General features: G+C 56.3%; 20 protein-coding genes. 9 read left to right on the plus strand and 11 right to left on the minus strand.

Annotated elements, in window-relative coordinates; translation table 11 throughout:
* Positions 1 to 8: 8 nt before the first annotated feature.
* From JTA15_RS17365 to JTA15_RS17375, 3 genes are all read right to left on the minus strand, one after another.
* The gene (locus tag JTA15_RS17365; RefSeq protein WP_219372537.1) at positions 9 to 2,132 is read right to left on the minus strand and encodes an alpha-galactosidase; all 2,124 of its coding nucleotides are present in this window, start codon (positions 2,130 to 2,132) and stop codon (positions 9 to 11) included.
* 104 nt (positions 2,133 to 2,236) lie between these two features.
* Positions 2,237 to 3,232 (minus strand): substrate-binding domain-containing protein, encoded by a 996-nt coding sequence (locus JTA15_RS17370; protein WP_014172224.1) that lies wholly within the window; start codon positions 3,230 to 3,232, stop codon positions 2,237 to 2,239.
* 17 nt (positions 3,233 to 3,249) lie between these two features.
* Positions 3,250 to 3,798, minus strand: a complete 549-nt coding sequence (locus tag JTA15_RS17375) for a helix-turn-helix domain-containing protein (RefSeq protein WP_193163618.1) — start codon at positions 3,796 to 3,798, stop codon at positions 3,250 to 3,252.
* 104 nt (positions 3,799 to 3,902) lie between these two features.
* Between JTA15_RS17375 and JTA15_RS17380 the strand changes: the two genes are divergently transcribed.
* On the plus strand, positions 3,903 to 4,562 hold the full coding sequence (locus tag JTA15_RS17380; protein ID WP_014172226.1) for an AzlC family ABC transporter permease: 660 nt from the start codon (positions 3,903 to 3,905) through the stop codon (positions 4,560 to 4,562).
* On the plus strand, positions 4,562 to 4,885 hold the full coding sequence (locus JTA15_RS17385) for an AzlD domain-containing protein (protein ID WP_020883971.1): 324 nt from the start codon (positions 4,562 to 4,564) through the stop codon (positions 4,883 to 4,885). Before JTA15_RS17380 ends, JTA15_RS17385 begins: the two co-directional genes overlap by 1 nt.
* Before the next feature lie 41 nt (positions 4,886 to 4,926).
* On the opposite strand, the gene JTA15_RS17390 is transcribed toward JTA15_RS17385, so the two are convergent.
* On the minus strand, positions 4,927 to 5,139 hold the full coding sequence (locus JTA15_RS17390) for a DUF1471 domain-containing protein (protein WP_047742326.1): 213 nt from the start codon (positions 5,137 to 5,139) through the stop codon (positions 4,927 to 4,929).
* 114 nt (positions 5,140 to 5,253) lie between these two features.
* A complete protein-coding gene (gene fdhD / locus JTA15_RS17395; protein WP_020883973.1) occupies positions 5,254 to 6,090 on the minus strand; it encodes a formate dehydrogenase accessory sulfurtransferase FdhD in 837 nt (278 codons plus the stop codon).
* A gap of 383 nt (positions 6,091 to 6,473) precedes the next feature.
* Between fdhD and fdnG the strand changes: the two genes are divergently transcribed.
* The 5 genes from fdnG (at position 6,474) to JTA15_RS17420 (ending at position 13,177) form a co-directional block, all read left to right on the plus strand.
* The gene (fdnG, locus tag JTA15_RS17400; protein WP_219372538.1) at positions 6,474 to 9,524 is read left to right on the plus strand and encodes a formate dehydrogenase-N subunit alpha; all 3,051 of its coding nucleotides are present in this window, start codon (positions 6,474 to 6,476) and stop codon (positions 9,522 to 9,524) included.
* Between the two features lie 12 nt (positions 9,525 to 9,536).
* Positions 9,537 to 10,439, plus strand: coding sequence for a formate dehydrogenase subunit beta (gene fdxH, locus JTA15_RS17405; RefSeq protein ID WP_014172231.1), 903 nt, complete (start codon positions 9,537 to 9,539; stop codon positions 10,437 to 10,439).
* On the plus strand, positions 10,436 to 11,071 hold the full coding sequence (fdoI, locus tag JTA15_RS17410) for a formate dehydrogenase cytochrome b556 subunit (protein WP_014172232.1): 636 nt from the start codon (positions 10,436 to 10,438) through the stop codon (positions 11,069 to 11,071). The genes fdxH and fdoI overlap by 4 nt, the downstream gene beginning before the upstream one ends.
* Positions 11,068 to 11,997, plus strand: coding sequence for a formate dehydrogenase accessory protein FdhE (gene fdhE / locus JTA15_RS17415; RefSeq protein WP_040018302.1), 930 nt, complete (start codon positions 11,068 to 11,070; stop codon positions 11,995 to 11,997). The genes fdoI and fdhE overlap by 4 nt, the downstream gene beginning before the upstream one ends.
* 265 nt (positions 11,998 to 12,262) lie before the next feature.
* Positions 12,263 to 13,177 carry an alpha/beta hydrolase gene (locus JTA15_RS17420; protein WP_219372539.1) on the plus strand — a complete coding sequence of 305 codons (915 nt, stop codon included), beginning with the start codon at positions 12,263 to 12,265 and terminating at the stop codon, positions 13,175 to 13,177.
* Between the two features lie 28 nt (positions 13,178 to 13,205).
* Here JTA15_RS17420 and fabY read toward each other — a convergent pair whose 3' ends face one another.
* The 6 genes from fabY to JTA15_RS17450 form a co-directional block, all read right to left on the minus strand.
* Positions 13,206 to 14,147, minus strand: coding sequence for a fatty acid biosynthesis protein FabY (gene fabY, locus JTA15_RS17425; RefSeq protein ID WP_020883976.1), 942 nt, complete (start codon positions 14,145 to 14,147; stop codon positions 13,206 to 13,208).
* Positions 14,148 to 14,191: 44 nt separating this feature from the next.
* Positions 14,192 to 14,629, minus strand: coding sequence for a D-aminoacyl-tRNA deacylase (gene dtd / locus JTA15_RS17430; RefSeq protein ID WP_020883977.1), 438 nt, complete (start codon positions 14,627 to 14,629; stop codon positions 14,192 to 14,194).
* Positions 14,626 to 15,507: a virulence factor BrkB family protein gene (locus JTA15_RS17435; RefSeq protein WP_014172237.1), complete on the minus strand. Its 882-nt coding sequence runs from the start codon at positions 15,505 to 15,507 to the stop codon at positions 14,626 to 14,628. The genes dtd and JTA15_RS17435 overlap by 4 nt, the downstream gene beginning before the upstream one ends.
* The gene (yihX, locus tag JTA15_RS17440) at positions 15,501 to 16,100 is read right to left on the minus strand and encodes a glucose-1-phosphatase (RefSeq protein WP_014172238.1); all 600 of its coding nucleotides are present in this window, start codon (positions 16,098 to 16,100) and stop codon (positions 15,501 to 15,503) included. The genes JTA15_RS17435 and yihX overlap by 7 nt, the downstream gene beginning before the upstream one ends.
* 122 nt (positions 16,101 to 16,222) lie before the next feature.
* Positions 16,223 to 17,023 (minus strand): DeoR/GlpR family DNA-binding transcription regulator, encoded by an 801-nt coding sequence (locus JTA15_RS17445; RefSeq protein WP_032679260.1) that lies wholly within the window; start codon positions 17,021 to 17,023, stop codon positions 16,223 to 16,225.
* A gap of 34 nt (positions 17,024 to 17,057) precedes the next feature.
* Positions 17,058 to 17,954, minus strand: a complete 897-nt coding sequence (locus tag JTA15_RS17450) for a sugar kinase (protein WP_047356010.1) — start codon at positions 17,952 to 17,954, stop codon at positions 17,058 to 17,060.
* A 155-nt stretch (positions 17,955 to 18,109) separates the two neighbouring features.
* Here JTA15_RS17450 and yihU point away from each other — a divergent pair, with 155 nt between their 5' ends.
* Together yihU and yihT are read left to right on the plus strand one after the other, a co-directional pair.
* Positions 18,110 to 19,000 carry a sulfolactaldehyde 3-reductase gene (gene yihU / locus JTA15_RS17455; protein ID WP_219372540.1) on the plus strand — a complete coding sequence of 297 codons (891 nt, stop codon included), beginning with the start codon at positions 18,110 to 18,112 and terminating at the stop codon, positions 18,998 to 19,000.
* 17 nt (positions 19,001 to 19,017) lie between these two features.
* The gene (yihT, locus tag JTA15_RS17460) at positions 19,018 to 19,893 is read left to right on the plus strand and encodes a sulfofructosephosphate aldolase (protein ID WP_219372541.1); all 876 of its coding nucleotides are present in this window, start codon (positions 19,018 to 19,020) and stop codon (positions 19,891 to 19,893) included.
* Position 19,894: the final 1 nt, after the last annotated feature.

Here is a 19,894-nt window from a genome sequence, read left to right on the forward strand (position 1 = left end):
CATCACCCTTACACGCGTTCAACGCCAATCAGAATGGCGGTTTCCGGGTCCAGAATCGGCAGTGCGATCCCCGCCTGCATCAGCCACTCACCGCTGGCCGTCTGGGACGTTTCCATCCACGCCGGCAGCTTGCGCATGGTGTGCCCGCCCTCACCGGTGAGTCGAATGTTGGGGTGGTCGAGCAGCGTGATGCGGTACTGCGCCTGCGCGTCGAGCCCCGGCATGCGCAGCGGCATCATGAGCGTGTAATCCGGCATGGCCAGTTGGCTGACCATAAACAACCCCTGCGTTTTGTCTTCGCTCACTATACCCTGCGCCAGCGTGCTGGCATCCGGCATATCCACGCGCCACTGGGTACCGTGATGGATGACTTCTCGCCACTGCTTGTGCAGCGCGGCGTAATGGCGATAGCCTTCACGCTCCTGAGCATCGACGGTGAGCGGATCAAGCTCCAGTCCCATGTGGCCAAACAGTGCCGTCAGGCCGCGGAAAGCAATGCTGTGCTGGCGGAAGGTGGCGTGACATTTATGATGACCGATATGCGCGCCCATCACTTCCGGCGGGAAGAAGTAACTCATGCCACGCTGGATGGTATTGCGTTCCAGCGCGTCGTTGTTGTCAGAGGCCCAGAAGCGGTGGCTGCGGGTCAGGACTTCATAGTCGATTCGCCCGCCGCCCGAGGAGCAGGACTCAAATTCAATGTGCGGGAAACGCTCGCCCAGCACGTCTAACAGACGATAAAACTGCCGCGTCTGCGCATCCGCGGCGGCTTTGCCGTGGTGCCCGGGCTGTACCAGTTCGCGGTTCATATCCCACTTAACGTAGTCGATGGCATGTTCGCCCAGCAACCAGCTCATGCGCTCGACCAGATAATCAAAAGCCTGCGGAATATTCAGGTTGAGCACCAGTTGATGACGGCCCGTTGCCTGGGTGTAGCCCGGCAGCGCCAGCACCCAGTCGGGATGGGCACGATACAGATCCGAGTCCGGGTTAATCATCTCCGGCTCAATCCAGATACCAAATTCCATGCCGCGCTTTTTCACATGGTTAATCACCGGCGTCAGCCCGTCCGGGTATTTTTTCTCGTCCAGGTACCAGTCACCCAGCGCCGCGTGGTCATCGTTACGGCCTTTGAACCAGCCGTCGTCGATGATAAAACGCTCCACGCCCAGCGCCGCAGCCTCATCGGCCATGCGCATGATGTACGCCGGGTCATGGCTGAAGTAGATCCCCTCCCAGGTATTGAGATGTACCGGGCGCGGTTTGTTTTCAGGGAAGCGGATAACGTTGTCGCGCAGATACCGGTGGAACGACTGGCTCATGCCGTTCAGACCCCGTGCGGAGTAGCTCGCATACAGGCGTGGTGTCCAGAGCGTTTCCCCCTCTTCAATCGCCATTTCTCCCGGCAGGTAGAGGGCTTCGGCCTGCAGATAGCGGCGTCCGTCGGTTTTGACTTCCGCACGCAGGCGGTGGTTGCCGCTCCAGCCCAGATGCACGCCCCAGACGTCGCCGTGCATTTCGTTAAATGAGGACGTACCGGCGATCAGCGCCGGGAAGTGTTCGTGAGAGGTCCTGCCGCGGCGGTTTTCAATCACAACGCTGTCGTGTTCAAGCTTCACGCGATGCGGCTGGAACTCACGGATCCAGCGTCCGTGGAACGCCATCACGTCCTGCGCGCGTTCGGCGACCGGTAGCGTCACGGCGAAACGATCAACCTGCCACGCCTGCGCCCGCAGGTTAGTTAAACCGTGACGCACCACCAGTACCCCGCTTGCATCCAGTGCCAGCTCGCTGGTCAGACGCAACCCGGCATGTTCATCTTCCGCCGTTAACGTCAGGGTTTGCCCCTGGTGCTGCACATGGGTGGTTTTAAAGACAGGCGACCCGTCCAGCCCCTGGCGGTGCCCTTCAATACCGGGCGAACCAAACAGACCGTGTCCCAGCTCCGCCATCAGCGTCACCGGGGCGTCAACGTCGAGCCTGCCATTGGCTACAGGACGAGCCAGACTTACCACATCTTGCGGTGAAAAGTGGTTAAGGTGCGGCCCCCAGTAGAGAATTTCGGCGAACGGGTGCGTGGTTATCACCAGGTCAACCGCCTTACTTTCGAGTCGAAAAATGGAATCGTGCATCAGACCTCTCCTGTCATCGGGATGATCTGAGTGTTGATCCGAAACGTTTCGGATACAAACCAAAACGTTTCGGATCTGTGATCGGCTTTGGAATTTTGCTGTGTTTAGGCCGTCTGGCCCGGGAAGAACTCTGGCTGCCAGAGCACCTGAAGCTGAGCGATATCGTCGCCGTTAATCAACTGACGCACCATGTCAGCGATCTGTTTCCCGACGCCCTGGCGGGTGGACTGAATAACCGCCGCCACATCAACATCGACAATGCTGTCCTGCGGTAAGCCGTCGTAAACCACCAGCGAAACGGCGTTTTCACCGCAGAGAAGACCCCGCTGCGCCAGCGCCATGGCCGCACCGTCGCCGTGAGTGTTGCAGTCGGTAATGATGGCCGTGGGGGGCTGCGGCAAGGAGAGAAGTTCATTCGTCGTGGCGTAACCCACCCGGCGCGAAGGCGGCATGGCGCGCAGCCATTCGCTGGATAACCCGGCTTCGCGTAGCGCATCCAGATAACCCTGGCGGCGCTGGGTGATGAAGGCCTGATTGTTGCTTTCACCTAACAAGGCGATGCGGCGATGCCCCTTTTCAATCAGCCAGCGGGTGGCATTGTACGTGCCGGCATAGTTGTCGAAATCAAACCACGCATAGGGCTGCGGCAGTTGGCTGCGCCCGAGCGCGAGAAAGGGAAAACCGGCGGCCTGAAGCTGTTCCAGCCGCGGGTCATGATCCAGCGTGTGCGCCACAATCAGCGCATCCACGCGACGACTTTGCACCATACGCATATAGCTGTGCTTATCCGCCAGATCGTCATCGGCAATCAGCAGGAGATCGATTTCATGTCGCGCCAGTTCGTGGCTAATTTCGCCGACCATGTCCATAAAGACGCTGTTATTGAGCGGAACAGGATGCACCGGAAAAACCAGACCCACGGCGTCGATTTTGCCCATCTTCAGGCGACGCGCGAAGGTGTTTGGCCGGTAGCCACGGCGCTGCGCCTCCGCTTCGACGCGGGCGCGCGTCTCGCGGGAGACATCGTCATACCCATTAAGGGCGCGGCTAACGGTGGTAACAGACAGCCCCAGTTCTTTGGCAATGGCTTTAAGCGACATGATTTTCCGTATCTGCGTTAATTTTGTTCAGCCACCAGAAGCGCGTGCGTATCCGGCTCGAGGGCCTTAAAGATATGCGGCTGGTCAGCGGGATAGCAAATGTAATCCCCCGGGCCAAGCTCTTCCGCCGCGTCGATCAGACCAACCAGCGCTCTACCCTGCGTCACAATAATATGCTCCACTGAGCCTACCGGATGTGGCTGAGAAATGCGGTCGGCACCCGGCTGGGTGAGTAACAGATAAATGTCACGACGCGCGCCCGGCGGGCACGCCGCCAGCAAAATGGCTTCATAATTGGCCTGTCCGGCAACCACCTTCGTTCCTTCTCCACGGCGGATCACCTGAGTGGTCGGCTGCTGCGGTTCAAGCAAACGGGCAAAAGGAATGTCCAGCGCCACACAGAGTGACCAGAGCGTCTCCAGGCTAGGATTCCCGTTGCCGGACTCCAGCTGCGACAGCGTGGATTTAGCGATCCCGGCACGGCGCGCGATTTCTGCCAGTGAAAGTCCGGTTCGCAGGCGTTCTCGCACCAGACTTTTAGCGATCACGCTGATTGGCTGCGTCATAAAAACGGCCCCTTTGTTCTATAAATCGAACGAATCGTTCGTCTTGAAAAACGTTTCTGATGCGTTCATTATAATGGAAATACGTTCGATATGGCTAAAATTGTATGAAGCATCATCTCTCAACCCTGAAAGGCGACACGATAAAAGCAATCATCCTGGTGTGTCTCGCGGTAGGCGTCGTCGGGATGTCCTATGGCTCGCTGGCAATGGCCTACGGTTTCCCGGTCTGGGTCCCGTTTTTACTCTCTATTACCGTGCTGGCGGGTGCCTCTGAATTTATGTTTATCGGCATTGTGGCAAGCGGCGGTAACCCTCTGGCGGCGGCGGCTGCCGGATTACTGGTTAATGCACGCCATGTACCGTTTGGGGTGACGGTGCGTGAACTGGTGGGTAAACGTGGCCTGAGTTTTCTGGGTTGCCACATTATGAACGACGAAAGCGTGGTGTTCGGGTTGTCGCAAAAAACGCCCGAACAGCGTAAGGCGGCTTACTGGTTATGCGGTTTAGGCGTGGCGATCGTCTGGCCGCTGGGTACATTGCTGGGCACCATGGTTGGCAAACTGTTGCCGGACCTTGAAACCATCGGGCTGGATGCGGTATTCCCGGCGATTTTACTGGCGTTAGTGGTGCCGGCTTTTAAAAATCGCACCACCCTGATCCGCGCCTGCAGCGGTGCTGCATTGTCACTGGCCGCCGTGCCGTTTGCTCCGGTGGGTTTACCGGTTCTGCTCTCTTTACTGGGTCTTGCTGCGAGGAAAAAATAATGGGGAATATGACGGTCTTTATTCTCGGTATCGCCCTTCTTTCTGTGGGAACCTATTTAATGCGTCTCGGCGGGGCAAAACTCGGCAACCGACTGGCGCTGTCAGACCGCTCTCAGGCTCTGCTTTCAGATGCGGCAACGGTTTTGCTGTTTTCCGTCGCGCTGGCGACCACCTTCTATGAAGGTGAGCATTTTGCCGGTATGGCGCGCGTACTGGGCGTGGCGTTTGCAGTGTTTCTGGCATGGCGAAAAATGCCGTTAATTGTGGTGATCGTGGCGGCAGCGGTCGTGACTGCATTGCTGCGTCTGGCGGGTATCCAATAAAAAAAAGCGCCCCGGGGGCGCTCTTTCGACGGTGTGGCAGCTTATTTGTTCAGTTCAGCGGTCATGTGTACGCGGTTACCGGTAAACGCCTGCGTAATTTTGTAAGATGACGCGCCCGCTTCCTGAGCCTGTGCAGCAATTTTGGCTTCTGCGCCATCAATGGTAGTGGCGGTTGCGGTCACAGTTTGTGCAGCGAAAGAACCGAAAGACGTAGCCAGAGCGATTACTGCGACAAAAATTTTGATGCTTTTCATGATATAAACCCTTTCAATTAGTTGTTTTTTTAAGGCACCGTGCCTTGATGAGGTAAATAGTAGACCTCATCATGAACAACTAAAAGCGGAAGGATTTGCTATTCTTTTTCAAATTTACTGATTAACTATTAATCGCTGCGGATGGGTATAAATCGTCGCCCTTCCCGGCTTACAGAACCCCACCAGCGTCAGGTTACAGCGCTCCGCCACTTCTACCGCCAGCGTGGTCGCGGCCGATACGGCAAAAAGGATTTCAACGCCGCACATCGCCGACTTTTGCACCATCTCGTAGCTGGCGCGGCTGGAGACCAGTGCCGCCCCCTGCTGCCAGAGGTCGCTTTCGCGCGCCCGGCGGCCCATCAGTTTATCCAGCGCCACATGGCGGCCGACATCCTCATGTCCGCCGGCAATATCGCCCGATGGCAGAACCCATGCCGCCGCATGCGTGCATCCGCTCAGCTGGCCGACAGGTTGCACGTCATTCAGATGTTCAAGGGCATGGTCGAGATGGGCCAGATTGAAGGTCTGGGTAAACGGCAGAGGTGCGACAGGCTTACCGATATCATTGAGCTGCTCTACCCCGCAAACCCCGCATCCGGTACGCCCGGCCAGCGCGCGTCGCCGCTCTTTGAGCCCCATAAAGCGGCGGCTTGAGAGTTCGATTTGCACTTCAAGGCCGTTGCAGGCCTTCACCACATCCATACCGTAAATTTCTTGCGGGTGCTCAATGATGCCTTCCGAGAGGGAAAAACCAATCGCGAACAGCTCCAGATCTTTCGGCGAGGCCATCATCACCACATGGGAAATACCGTTGTAAACCAGAGCAACGGGCACTTCCTCCGCCAGAAAATCAGGCGTGGTGTGGGTAATGTGGGGCGGTCTGTGTACCGACAGTTCCACGATACCGGCAGGCAGTGGCGACGAGTGGGTAACACGGTTTTGTTTAGACACAGCGGTATTCCTGAACAACCACGGAGGTGAGCCTGCTATTGCATCACAAACCACAGGCCATACGCATAGTATGGATCAACTTTTCAGCACCCATTCTCATCAAGTTTACCTACTCATTTGGGAGAGGCGCAACCGAGGCGGTGATACAGCCCTTTAACATGCCGGGGCAATAATGTGACTCGTGTCACACTTTATAATCAACACAGTGATAATACGTTCACTTTGTATTAACGCCATTGGAACAGGCGTACCGACATTGTGGTATTCTGATGATATCCCTCGTAGAACTGAGGGATTAACGCAAATTTTTCTCCTTTGCGGTCACCGTTCAACCGCGAAGTCAAAACTACATATGTAAGCAATGTCGAAACAAGGAGTGACCCATGCAGGTCAGCAGAAGGCAGTTCTTTAAGATCTGCGCTGGCGGTATGGCAGGCACCACGGCGGCGGCACTGGGTTTTGCACCCGGTGTAGCGCTGGCGGAGACGCGGCAATATAAACTGCTGCGCACCCGTGAAACCCGTAATACCTGTACGTACTGCTCTGTCGGTTGCGGGCTGTTGATGTATAGCCTCGGCGACGGTGCTAAAAACGCCAAAGCGTCTATCTTCCATATCGAAGGTGACCCGGACCATCCGGTCAACCGCGGTGCGCTGTGCCCGAAAGGTGCCGGCCTGGTTGACTTTATCCACTCCGAAAGCCGCCTGAAATTCCCTGAATATCGTGCGCCAGGTTCCGATAAATGGCAGCAAATCAGCTGGGAAGACGCATTTGACCGCATCGCTAAACTGATTAAAGAAGACCGCGATGCCAACTTTATTGCGAAGAACGCTGAAGGCGTCACCGTCAACCGCTGGCTCTCCACCGGGATGCTGTGTGCGTCTGCTTCCAGTAACGAAACCGGCTATTTAACCCAGAAATTTACGCGTGCACTCGGTATGCTCGCGGTCGACAACCAGGCGCGTGTCTGACACGGACCAACGGTAGCAAGTCTTGCTCCAACATTTGGTCGCGGTGCGATGACCAACCACTGGGTCGACATCAAGAACGCCAACCTTATTGTGGTGATGGGCGGTAACGCCGCTGAAGCGCACCCTGTCGGGTTCCGCTGGGCGATGGAAGCCAAAATCCACAACGGTGCGAAACTGATTGTGATCGATCCCCGCTTTACGCGTACTGCGTCAGTGGCGGATTTCTACACCCCTATTCGTTCAGGTACTGACATCACTTTCCTGTCAGGCGTATTGCTGTACCTGATGACCAACGAAAAATATAACCGCGAATACACCGAAGCCTATACCAACGCCAGCCTGATCGTGCGTGAGGATTACCACTTCGAAGATGGACTGTTCAGCGGTTATGACGCCGAAAAACGCAAATACGACAAGACCAGCTGGAACTATGAGCTGGACGAGAAAGGCTTTGCGAAGCGTGATACGACGCTGCAGCATCCGCGCTGCGTGTGGAACCTGCTGAAAGAGCACGTTTCCCGCTACACGCCGGACGTTGTCGAAAACATCTGTGGTACGCCGAAGGAAGACTTCCTGAAGGTGTGCGAGCTTATCGCCGAAACCAGCGCGAAAGACAAAACGGCGTCGTTCCTCTACGCGCTCGGTTGGACCCAACACTCTGTCGGCGCGCAGAACATCCGTACCATGGCGATGGTTCAGCTGCTGCTCGGCAACATGGGGATGGCAGGCGGCGGCGTGAACGCCCTGCGTGGTCACTCCAACATTCAGGGTCTGACCGACCTTGGTCTGCTGTCTCAAAGCCTGCCAGGTTACATGAACCTGCCAAGCGAAAAACAGACCGACCTGCAAACCTACCTCACAGCCAGTACGCCTAAACCGCTGCTCGAAGGTCAGGTGAACTACTGGGGCAACTATCCGAAGTTCTTCGTCTCGATGATGAAAGCCTTCTTCGGTGACAAAGCGACAGCGGAAAACAGCTGGGGCTTTGACTGGCTGCCGAAGTGGGACAAAGGTTACGACGTTCTGCAGTACTTCGAGATGATGCATCAGGGCAAGGTGAATGGCTATCTGTGCCAGGGCTTTAACCCGGTCGCCTCATTCCCGAACAAGAACAAGGTTGTTGAATCGCTGTCGAAACTGAAGTTCCTGGTGACGATTGACCCACTCAACACCGAGACGTCGACCTTCTGGCAGAACCACGGTGAGTCGAATGACGTTGACCCATCGAAGATTCAGACTGAAGTGTTCCGTCTGCCTTCTACCTGCTTCGCGGAAGAGAACGGTTCCATCGTGAACTCTGGCCGCTGGCTGCAGTGGCACTGGAAAGGTGCGGACGCCCCGGGCATCGCCATGAACGACGGCGAGATCCTGGCCGGTATCTTCTTACGCCTGCGTAAGATGTATGCGGCGGAAGGCGGTGCGAACCCGGAACCGGTGCTGAACATGACCTGGAACTACTCGACGCCGGAAAACCCAGCGCCGGAAGAAGTGGCGATGGAGAGCAACGGTAAAGCGCTGGCAGATGTTATCGACCCGGCCACCGGGACGGTGCTGGCGAAGAAAGGCGATCAGCTCAGTACCTTCGCGCACCTGCGTGATGACGGCACGACCGCCAGTGGCTGCTGGATCTTTGCCGGTAGCTGGACGCCGAAAGGTAACCAGATGGCCAACCGCGATAATGCTGACCCGTCAGGCCTCGGCAATACGCTGGGCTGGGCCTGGGCATGGCCGCTGAACCGCCGCATTCTCTACAACCGTGCTTCCGCTGACCCGCAGGGTAATCCGTGGGATCCGAAGCGTCAGTTGCTGAAATGGGACGGCGCGAAATGGGGCGGTGTGGATATTCCGGACTACAGTACTGCCCCTCCAGGCAGCGATGTCGGGCCGTTTATCATGCAGCCTGAAGGGATGGGACGCCTGTTTGCTATCGATAAGATGGCGGAAGGGCCATTCCCGGAACACTACGAGCCGTTTGAGACGCCGCTGGGCACCAACCCGCTGCACCCGAACGTGGTCTCTAACCCGGCAGCCCGCATCTTTAAGGGCGATTTCGACGCGCTGGGTAAAAAAGACAAGTTCCCGTATGTGGGCACCACTTACCGTCTGACCGAACACTTCCACTACTGGACCAAGCACGCGCTGCTTAACGCTATCGTGCAGCCGGAACAGTTTGTGGAGATCGGCGAGAAGCTGGCGAACAAGCTCGGCATTGCCCATGGCGATACCGTGAAGGTCTCTTCTAACCGTGGCTACATCAAGGCCAAGGCGGTGGTGACCAAGCGTATTCGCACGCTGAACGTTCACGGTCAGCAGGTGGATACCATCGGTATTCCGATTCACTGGGGTTATGAGGGCGTGGCGAAGAAAGGGTTCATTGCGAACACCCTGACGCCGTTCGTCGGTGATGCGAACACGCAGACGCCGGAGTTTAAGGCCTTCCTCGTGAACGTGGAAAAGGTGTAACGGAGACGACTTATGGCTTATCAATCTCAAGACATTATCCGTCGTTCCGCGACTAACGGTTTCACGCCCGCGCCTCAGGCGCGGGACCACCAGCAGGAAGTGGCGAAGCTTATCGACGTGACCACCTGTATCGGCTGTAAAGCCTGCCAGGTGGCCTGTTCTGAGTGGAACGACCTCCGTGATGAAGTGGGTCACAACGTCGGGGTGTACGACAACCCGGCTGACCTGACCGCCAAGTCCTGGACGGTGATGCGTTTCTCGGAAGTGGAACAGAACGACAAACTGGAATGGCTTATCCGCAAAGATGGCTGTATGCACTGTGCGGATCCGGGCTGCCTGAAGGCATGTCCGTCAGAAGGGGCTATCATTCAGTATGCTAACGGTATCGTCGACTTCCAGTCCGAGCAGTGCATTGGCTGCGGCTACTGCATAGCGGGCTGCCCGTTCGATGTCCCTCGCATGAACCCGGAAGACAACCGCGTCTACAAATGCACGCTGTGCGTAGACCGCGTAAACGTCGGCCAGGAGCCTGCGTGCGTGAAAACCTGTCCGACGGGCGCTATCCACTTTGGTTCCAAAGAGGATATGAAAACGCTGGCGGCTGAACGCGTGGGCGAACTGAAAACCCGTGGCTACGACAACGCAGGCCTGTACGATCCGGCCGGCGTGGGCGGCACGCACGTGATGTATGTGCTGCACCACGCAGACAAGCCGAATCTGTATCACGGCCTGCCGGAGAACCCGGAAATCAGCGCGACCGTGAAGTTCTGGAAAGGCATCTGGAAACCGCTGGCAGCGGTGGGTTTTGCTGCCACCTTCGCAGCGAGCATCTTCCACTATGTCGGTGTCGGTCCGAACCGCGCGGAAGAGGAAGACGACAACCTGCATGAAGAGAAAGACGAGGTGCGCAAATGAAAAAACGTGACACCATCGTGCGCTATACCGCGCCGGAACGCATTAACCACTGGGTCACCGCCTTCTGCTTCATGCTGGCGGCGATAAGCGGGCTGGGGTTCTTCTTCCCCTCCTTCAACTGGCTGATGCAGATCATGGGGACACCACAGCTGGCGCGTATACTGCACCCGTTTGTTGGCGTCATCATGTTCGCGTCGTTCATCATCATGTTTTTCCGATACTGGCACCATAACCTAATCAATCGGGATGATATCTTTTGGGCGAAGAATATTCGTAAGATCGTCGTCAACGAGGAAGTGGGTGATACCGGGCGTTATAACTTCGGCCAGAAGTGCGTATTCTGGGCGGCGATTATCTTCCTGGTCCTGTTGCTGGTAAGCGGCGTGATCATCTGGCGTCCGTATTTTGCGCCTGCTTTCTCAATCCCGGTGATCCGATTCGCGCTGATGCTGCATTCATTTGCCGCAGTGGCGTTAATTGTGGTTATCATGGTGCATATTTACGCCGCCCTTTGGGTGAAAGGCACCATTACCGCGATGGTGGAAGGCTGGGTAACCAGTACGTGGGCGAAGAAACATCACCCGCGCTGGTACCGAGAGGTCCGCCAGAAACAGGAAAAGTCATCTGAATGAGTATTCGCATAATCCCGCAAGATGAGCTGGGTTCGAGCGAGAAACGCACGGCGGAATATATTCCGCCGTTGTTATTCCCCAGACTCAAGAACCTCTATAACCGCCGCGCAGAGCGTCTGCGCGAGCTGGCAGAGAACAACCCACTGGGTGATTTTCTGCGTTTTGCCGCGCTGGTTGCCCATGCGCAGGAAGTGGTGCTGTACGACCACCCGCTGCAAATTGACCTGACCGCGCGCATCAAAGAGGCCAGCGAGCAGGGTAAGCCTCCGCTGGATATCCACGTTCTGCCGCGCGATAAGCACTGGCATACGCTGCTGCACTCCCTGATTGCCGAGCTGAAACCCGAGATGAGCGGTACCGCGCTGGCGGTCATTGAGAATCTGGAAAAAGCCTCCGATCAGGAGCTGGAAGAGATGGCGAGCGCGCTGTTTGCGTCCGATTTCTCCCTGGTCAGCAGCGACAAAGCGCCGTTCATCTGGGCAGCGTTGTCGCTTTACTGGGCGCAAATGGCCAGCCTGATCCCGGGTAAAGCCCGCGCCGAATACGGTGAAGCGCGTCAATTCTGCCCGGTATGCGGCTCAATGCCGGTGTCCAGCATGGTGCAGATCGGTACCACTCAGGGGCTGCGTTATCTGCACTGCAACCTGTGTGAAACCGAGTGGCACGTGGTGCGCATTAAATGCAGCAACTGCGAGCAGACGCGCGATCTCAACTACTGGTCGCTGGAAAATGAAGACGCGGCGGTCAAAGCTGAAAGCTGCGGCGACTGCGGTACCTACCTGAAGATCCTTTATCAGGAAAAAGACCCGAAAGTCGAAGCCGTCGCCGACGATCTCGCCTCGCTGATTCTGGACGCCAAAATGGAGCAAGAGGGCTTTGCTCGCAGCTCTATTAACCCGTTCCTGTTCCCGGGTGAAGGGGAGTAATCCCCACTCACAGTGCCGGGCAACGTTGGTTTGCCCGGCCTGTATCTGGTTGACTGAAACATCCTCGCCTTCCTCTCGCATATCTTCCAGCATCACTGTGCAGGCAAACTACACGTGCGTTATTCAGGACTAAAGCCAAATTTAACATCCATGTTTACTTTTACGAGCCGCTTTCCAGAATCGTTTTCAGCCTCATTTTCCCTGTTTAACTCGACAACAAACTGAGTTATAACACTGTATATTCATACAGATTAAAGGGACCCACATGGCACTTGAAAAAGGGATTGATACGCTGGTTCAGGCGTTCATCGCAGCAGGACGCCCTTCTGCGCGTAGCCAAAGTATTGATGACCGGAGAGCAGGCTATATTGCCAGCACGGCGCTTGCCGGTGAGACAGAAACGCGCGTTGACGTAGAGACGCTGAACCTCGAAGGCATCACATATCGCGTCTTCTCTCCGCCAGATGCTGCTGAAAAGCTGCCGACCGTTATTTACTACCACGGAGGATGCTTCATAAGCGGCGGCTTCGATACTCACGATAATCAACTGCGCCAGTTAGCGTTTTATGGCAACTGCCGCGTCATTGCGATCCAGTACAGACTTGCTCCTGAACATACCTACCCTGCCGCTCATGATGATGCAGAAAGAGGCGCACATCTGATCTGGCAATACGCGGATATGTTTGGCGTGGATAAAAACCGTATCACCCTGTGCGGGGACAGCGCAGGAGGCCATCTGGCACTGGTGACTGCCCTGCGGCTCACGTCTTCCGGACTCTGGCAGCCTGCTCAGCTCATTCTTATCTACCCGATGCTGGATGCCACGGCCTCTTTTGAAAGCTATACCCGTAATGGCGCGGATTACGTCATCACCCGCGATACGCTGCTGAGCGGATATGAGCGCTATCTGGCCCACACGGAACGCCAGCATCCTGAAGCGAGCCCGCTCTGGCGAAAGGATTTTAGCGGCCTGCCTCCCGTGCACATCATTACTGCCGAGTTTGATCCGCTTTGCGACGAAGGTGAGGCGCTATATCAGCGCCTGACTGAGCAAGGCGTCACGTGTACGGCTCAGCGGTGGCTGGGGGTTATCCATGGATTTTTCCAGCTTGGCGGGGTCAGCCCGTCTGCGCGCGATCTTCTGAGGGATATTGCCAGACGGATCGGCGCGGGGAATTAGCCCGGCAATCATGTCGGGACGCCGGAGCCTACTCTTCTTCGTTTCCACCCTCTTCAAACGCGCCAAACGGCTTCGCAGGAAGAACGATGTAGGTACCTTCAAAGACGGCACCCGGCGTTTCATCGCCGAACAGCTCAACGCGCATCTGTACGCGCGCTTTACGCCCGCGCGCCAGGCGGTCGAGATCGCCCCCAAGTGCGCCCAAATCGGCAACGGCGCTCGGCTTACCACTGATCGGCGCGCTGTAACGAATATGGGCATCGGCCAGAATAATGGTGCCGCCAAGATGGCGTTCGCGGAGCATCAGCCAGATTAGCCCCCAGCCGGTCAGCGTGGCGAGTGAAAACAGGCTGCCGGCAAACAGGGTGTGATGGGGGTTCTGATTGCCGATTTCCGGCATGGTGGTAATGAATTTTTGCCCGGTGTACTGCTGAATACGCACGCCCATTTTTTCACTCAGGGGAATGTGCTGATACCAGGCCTGCTGGAGCTGCCCACACCAGTCGGCGCGATGGAGAATATCATCCAGCGTAGCGATGGGTTTGATCATCAAAAAGTGACGAATCGGCGTGGTTTGCGGGGCGGTGATTTCCCCCTGGTTAACAAAACCGAGTTTGGCGAAGAATTCGACGGCGTCTTCGCGGGCGCTACAGGTGACGCGCTTAACCCCTTCCTGACGGGCAACGGACTCGAGGGTCATCGCCATCAAGGTGCCGAGGCCTTTATCCTGCACGGAAGGATGAACCGCCATAAAGCGGATTGAAGCTTCGTTATCGGCATTGATGTACAAACGCCCGACGGCGACGAGGTTACCCTCTTCGTCCATCACCATCTGGTGATGGGCCATCGCATCCCAGGCGTCGCGCTCAGACCCTTTTGGCTGATGTAATGGCTTGCGTAACATTTCCCAGCGGAACTGGTAATAGGCTTCTAACTCTTCTTCCGTTTGCGGTACTCGAAGGTGATACATAGCTGTACTCTCTCTTGTTACCCGCGGCCACGCCGCCAGTTGGCTCATACCTGGAGCCAGAATGTGACGGGGCCATCGTTCACCAGCGATACCTGCATATCTGCAGCGAATCGTCCGGTTTGCGTATTCATGTCCTGTTGACGGCAACGCGCCACAAAGTACTCGTAAAGGGCTTCTGCACGATCCGGTGCGGCACCTTTAGAGAAACCCGGGCGCATGCCGCGCTCGGTATCGGCCGCCAGCGTAAACTGGGAGACCACCAGCACGCTGCCACCCGCCTGCTGAACGTTCAGGTTCATCTTACCTTCCGCATCGCTGAAAATGCGGTAGCCCAGCACGCGCTCGCACAAGCGGTTGGCTTTCTGTTCGTCATCATCCTTTTCGACACCTAACAACACTAAAAGTCCTGGGCCAATTTCACCCGTCACCTCTCCCTCCACGGTGACGCTGGCACGGGTTACGCGCTGTATCAATGCAATCATGGTTGGTCTGCTTCTTGTTGTTTTTCAGCTTCTGCTGCTTTTTTAAGTTCGCGGTATACGCCGAGAGTGACAGTTATTTCGGCACCAAGCAAGACGATACACCAGGTCCAGTAGACCCAGACAAATAAAATGGGGATCACCGCCAGCACGCCGTAAATCAGCTGATAAGACGGGAACATGGTGATGTAAAGGGCAAACCCTTTTTTGCCCAGTTCAAAGAGCAATGCCGCGACCAGCGCGCCCACGACCGCATCGCGGTTAGGCACGCGCGTGGTCGGTACCACGCTGTACAGCAGCCAGAAAGAGAGCCACGATAAAATCAGCGGGAAGATACGCAACAGGTTATCGATAACGCCGTTGAGATCGCTGGCCCAGCGCAGCGAAAGCAGATACGAACTGATAGCCAGACTCGCACCGGCCAGCAAGGGCCCCAGCGTTAAGATCATCCAGTACACCGCAAAGGAATAAACCTTGGGCCGCGCCTTTTTACTCCGCCAGATGGCATTCAGCGCGTTATCTATGGCGTACATCAATAACAGCGCCGTGACGATCAGGCCACACGCCCCAACCGCCGTCATTTTGCTGGAGTTAGCGACAAACTGTTCAATGTAGTTCTGTATGACGTCCCCGGTGGCGGGAATAAAATTCGCAAAGACAAAGTGGCGAAGCTGCAGGCTGACATCTGCAAACATTGGAAAAGCGGAAAATAGCGCAAAAATGACGGCCACCAGCGGCACAAGCGAGAGCAGTGACACGTAGGCGAGGTTACCCGCCAGCGTGGTCATGTTGTCCTCATCAATGCGATGCCAGAGCAGTTTCAGCCACGCCCTGAGCGGACGAGTATGATGCGTGGCTTTTTGATGAACGGTTTTTAGCATAACTGCTTCGCAAAATAGTTTGGTATCGTCTCCTTTCCGGTCACCAGAATTGACGTGATACCCAACTGGTTAGCTCCCTCTATATTATCGGCATTGTCGTCGAAAAAGACCGCATCGGCCGCGGTGAATCCTTCCGCCTGCAGAACCGCCTGATAGATACGCGCTTCGGGTTTACGCATCCCCATCTCCTGGGAGAGGTAGATTTTATCGGCCGCCGCCTGCACCTCAGGATACTCGTCAGGCCAGAACGTGGTATGCAGACGGTTAGTATTCGACAGCACCACAACCCGATGCCCCTGCTCGCGGAGTTTATGCATAATGGCGATCACGTCCGGGCGGATCGCGACGAATACTGCCTGCCAGCCATGGGAAAACTGCTCGTAACTTAACGGCACATCCATTTCATGACACAGACGTTCAGCAAATTCTTCATCGCTAATTTCGCCGCGCTCGTGCTGATGGAAGGTCTCGCCCATGGCGAAACTCTGCTTTAACGTCGCCAGCGGGACACGGCTAAAGTCGCTCCATGCGCCCAGCACCCGATTAAAATCGATATCGACGATTACATTTCCTAAGTCAAAGATATAAAGCATTTTTTATCTCCTGCTCGCCGTGGAAAAGTAACTGTAGCGGGAAAGATAAGGTTTGGCTATGCGCCAGATTCAGCTTACAGAAAGGAAAGGCCCGAGCCTGAATATCGGGCCATTAAGAAGGGTTAGCCTGCCTGCTGTTCGTCGCCTGAATTCACCTCAACAACTTCAACCTTGCTGGATTTGAGATGATTGTGCAGTGCAGATCCCGGTAGCTCATCGGTGAAGAGCGCGGTTGCCTGCGACACGTTACCAATTTCAACGGCAGCAGAGGCGTGGTATTTCGTATGATCGGCCGCCAGTAAAATATGTCGCGCGTGGGCCATCATGGTTTTCACCACGCTGGCTTCATTAACGTCAAACTCCATCATCGCACCGTCGTGTTCAATTGCTCCGACGCTGGTCACCAGGTAATCGGCACGGAAGCCTGACACGAACGCCGTCGCTGCAGGCCCGATAATGCCTCCGTTATGCGGACGCAGCGTACCGCCAGGCACCATCACTTCAAAGCGCGGGTTCTTATACAGAATATGCGCCACCCGCAGGCTATTGGTGATGATGCGCAGATGATTATGGTTGAGCAGCGCCCGGGCAACGTGTTCCACCGTCGTCCCGATAGTAATGAAGATGGTTGAACCATCGGGAATGTAGTCGGCAATCGCTTCGGCAATGGCCCGCTTCTCTTCGGTCAAGGAGACTTCACGTTGCTCAAACGCGGTGTTCACCACGCTGGATGCCCTGCCCGCGCCGCCATGATGACGCGTGATCAGCCCCTGCTCACTCAGCTTGCGGATATCCCGGCGCACGGTTTGCGTTGAGACGTCCAGCAGTTGCGCCAGTTCATCAATGTTCATATAGCCGCGGTCAGCAATCAACGTAAGCAGTTGATCGTGCCGCGGGTTGCCGGTCAGTTCGGTAAGGCTCATGGGCTGTCCTCTGAAAACCATCACGCCCCGCATTTTATACAAAAAGTGACAAAAAAGAGCGGGTTTGATCACAGTCAGGTATACCCGCCCGTCCTCCGGGCCGGGTACATTTCAGTGCCGCAACCGCACTCGCGAAACGTACCGCGTCTGGTGACGCCCCCTGCTGCGCCAGACTCACCGCCAGCGCGCCGTGAAAGACGTCCCCTGCACCAGTGGTATCCACCACGTCGACCGCAAATCCCGGCTGATGACGAAGCGCGCCCTGCTCCAGCCAGTAACACCCTTCACGCCCTTGCGTGACGTAGACATGTCCATTTGTGAGCGTTTGTGCTTTTCTCAGTGCGTTTTCCGTGTCGTCCAGCTGGCTTAAACGCCGCAAACCCGGCGCGGAGAAGGCCGCGTGATCGCTTAAGGCGACCAGCTCAGCAATATCCTGCGGGGTGACATCGGCATCAAGCAGCGTACTGACGCCCTGCTGGCGGGCAAGGGTGAACGCCTGTTTAGCCCCTTCGTGCCAGCGCACGTCGGCTAATACGATATCCCATTGCGAAAAGTCGATATCCTGCAGCCATGCCGCCGTAGCCGGGAGATCGGGGCTGGGGTAGTTAGCAATGACACGCTCCCCGTGACCATCCACCAGCACGGCCGATTGCGATGAACGGGCTCCTTTCACCATCCGCGTATAGCGCGTGTTTACCCCCAGGGACTCCAGCTCCGCGAGCAGTCTTCTGCCGGTATCGTCATCACCCACCCGGCCAATAAAGTCCACCTCAGCCCCCAGTTTCGCTGCCGCCACCGCCGCAGTCGCCGCAGGACCGCCGCCCACCTCCGTATAGTCTTTTGCGACATATTTGCCACCTTCTTTCGGTAAATCATCGAGATACCAGATGCGATCCAGCACGGTAATGCCGACACAAACGATGCGAGTCATGGTGATTCCTTCTGCGTTTTCTGATGCTCTCATTTTAATTTCACGAAATGTTTAAAAAGTGACCCCTGTCAATTTTTTGACTATAAATTACAAATACGATCAAAAACAGACAACACAAACGCTCAATAATTGACACGATGTGACAGGAGAGAAGCATGTCAGAAATTGCCTTTATCGGGTTAGGACAGATGGGTGCGCCCATGGCAACGAATCTGCTTAAACAGGGCCACCAGCTTCACGTTTTTGATGTAAACCCGCAGGCGATACAGGCCCTGGTGGCGCGTGGAGCCCGGGCTGCAGTCACGCCTGCACAGGCAGTAAAGGAGGCCGAATTTGTCATCACCATGCTGCCAAACGGAGACCTGGTTCGCACAGTATTGTTTGGTGAGCAGGGCGTCTGCGAAGGGTTATCCCGCGAAGCGCTGGTCATTGATATGTCCACCATTCACCCGCTCCAGACCGATGCCCTGATCCGCGACATGGCTGAACGTGGTTTCAGCATGATGGATGTGCCTGTCGGACGCACATCGGACCATGCCGTCGCCGGAACATTACTCCTTCTGGCTGGCGGCACCGCGCAGCAGGTTGAACGAGCCACGCCGGTGTTGATGGCGATGGGCAATGAACTGATAAACGCAGGTGGGCCAGGCATGGGCATCCGCGTGAAGCTTATTAACAACTACATGAGCATTGCCCTGAACGCGCTGTCCGCTGAAGCCGCCGTGCTGTGTGAAGCCCTCGGCCTCTCTTTCGATGTGGCGCTCAGTGTTATGAGCGGTACGCCAGCAGGAAAAGGCCACTTCACCACCTCATGGCCTAACAAGGTGCTCAAAGGCGATCTTACACCGGCCTTTATGATCGACCTCGCGCATAAAGATCTGGGGATCGCGCTGGACGTGGCAAACCAGCTCCACGTCCCGATGCCGCTGGGCGCCGCCTCCCGTGAAGTCTACAACCAGGCGCGGGCCGCCGGACGCGGGCGCGAAGACTGGACAGCCATTCTTGAACAGGTTCGCGCATCCGCTGGGCTGAAAAAAACACACTGATACGAAAGGACTGAGGAATGACGATGTACACCCTGAAAGATATCACCCGACCTTCCGGCGGTTTTGCAATGCTGGCCGTTGACCAGCGCGAAGCGATGCGCCTGATGTTTGCTGCGGCGGGCGCTCCGGTGCCGGTCACCGATCGGCATCTCACCGACTTTAAGGTCAACGCGGCCAAAATTCTGTCGCCGTATGCCTCCGCCATTCTTGTCGATCAGCAGTTTTGCTACCAGCAGATCGTTGAGCAACAGGCCGTTGCCAAAAGCTGCGCGATGATTGTGGCAGCAGACGAATTTATTCCGGGGAACGGGATCCCCGTTGACAGCGTCGTCATCGATAAAAACGTTGATGCTCAGGCGGTCAGGCGCGATGGCGGCAAAGCACTGAAGCTACTGGTGCTGTGGCGTAGCGACGAAGATCCACAGCAGCGTCTGGAGATGGTGAAGGCGTTCAATCAGCTGTGCCATAACAATGGACTGCTCAGCATTATTGAGCCGGTAGTCCGCCCGCCGCGTCGCGGCGCGACGTTTAATCGTGAACAGGCCATTATCGACGCGGCAAAAGAGCTGGGAGACAGCGGAGCTGACCTCTACAAAGTGGAGATGCCTCTGTTCGGCAAAGGCTCTCAGCAGGAATTGCTGACTGCCTCGCAAAAACTGAACGAGAACATCGCCATGCCGTGGGTGATCCTCTCATCCGGCGTGGACGATAAGTTGTTCCCAAGGGCGGTGAGCGTTGCCATGCAGGCGGGCGCATCCGGCTTTTTAGCCGGCCGCGCCGTCTGGTCATCAGTGATTGGCCTGCCGGACACGGAACTGATGTTCCGTGATATTTCTGTGCCGAAACTGCAGCGTTTGGGTGAGATCGTCGACGAAATGATGGCTCGCCGTTAAG

Source organism: Enterobacter sp. BIDMC 29 (genome assembly GCF_019378755.1).
GTDB lineage: Bacteria > Pseudomonadota > Gammaproteobacteria > Enterobacterales > Enterobacteriaceae > Enterobacter > Enterobacter ludwigii.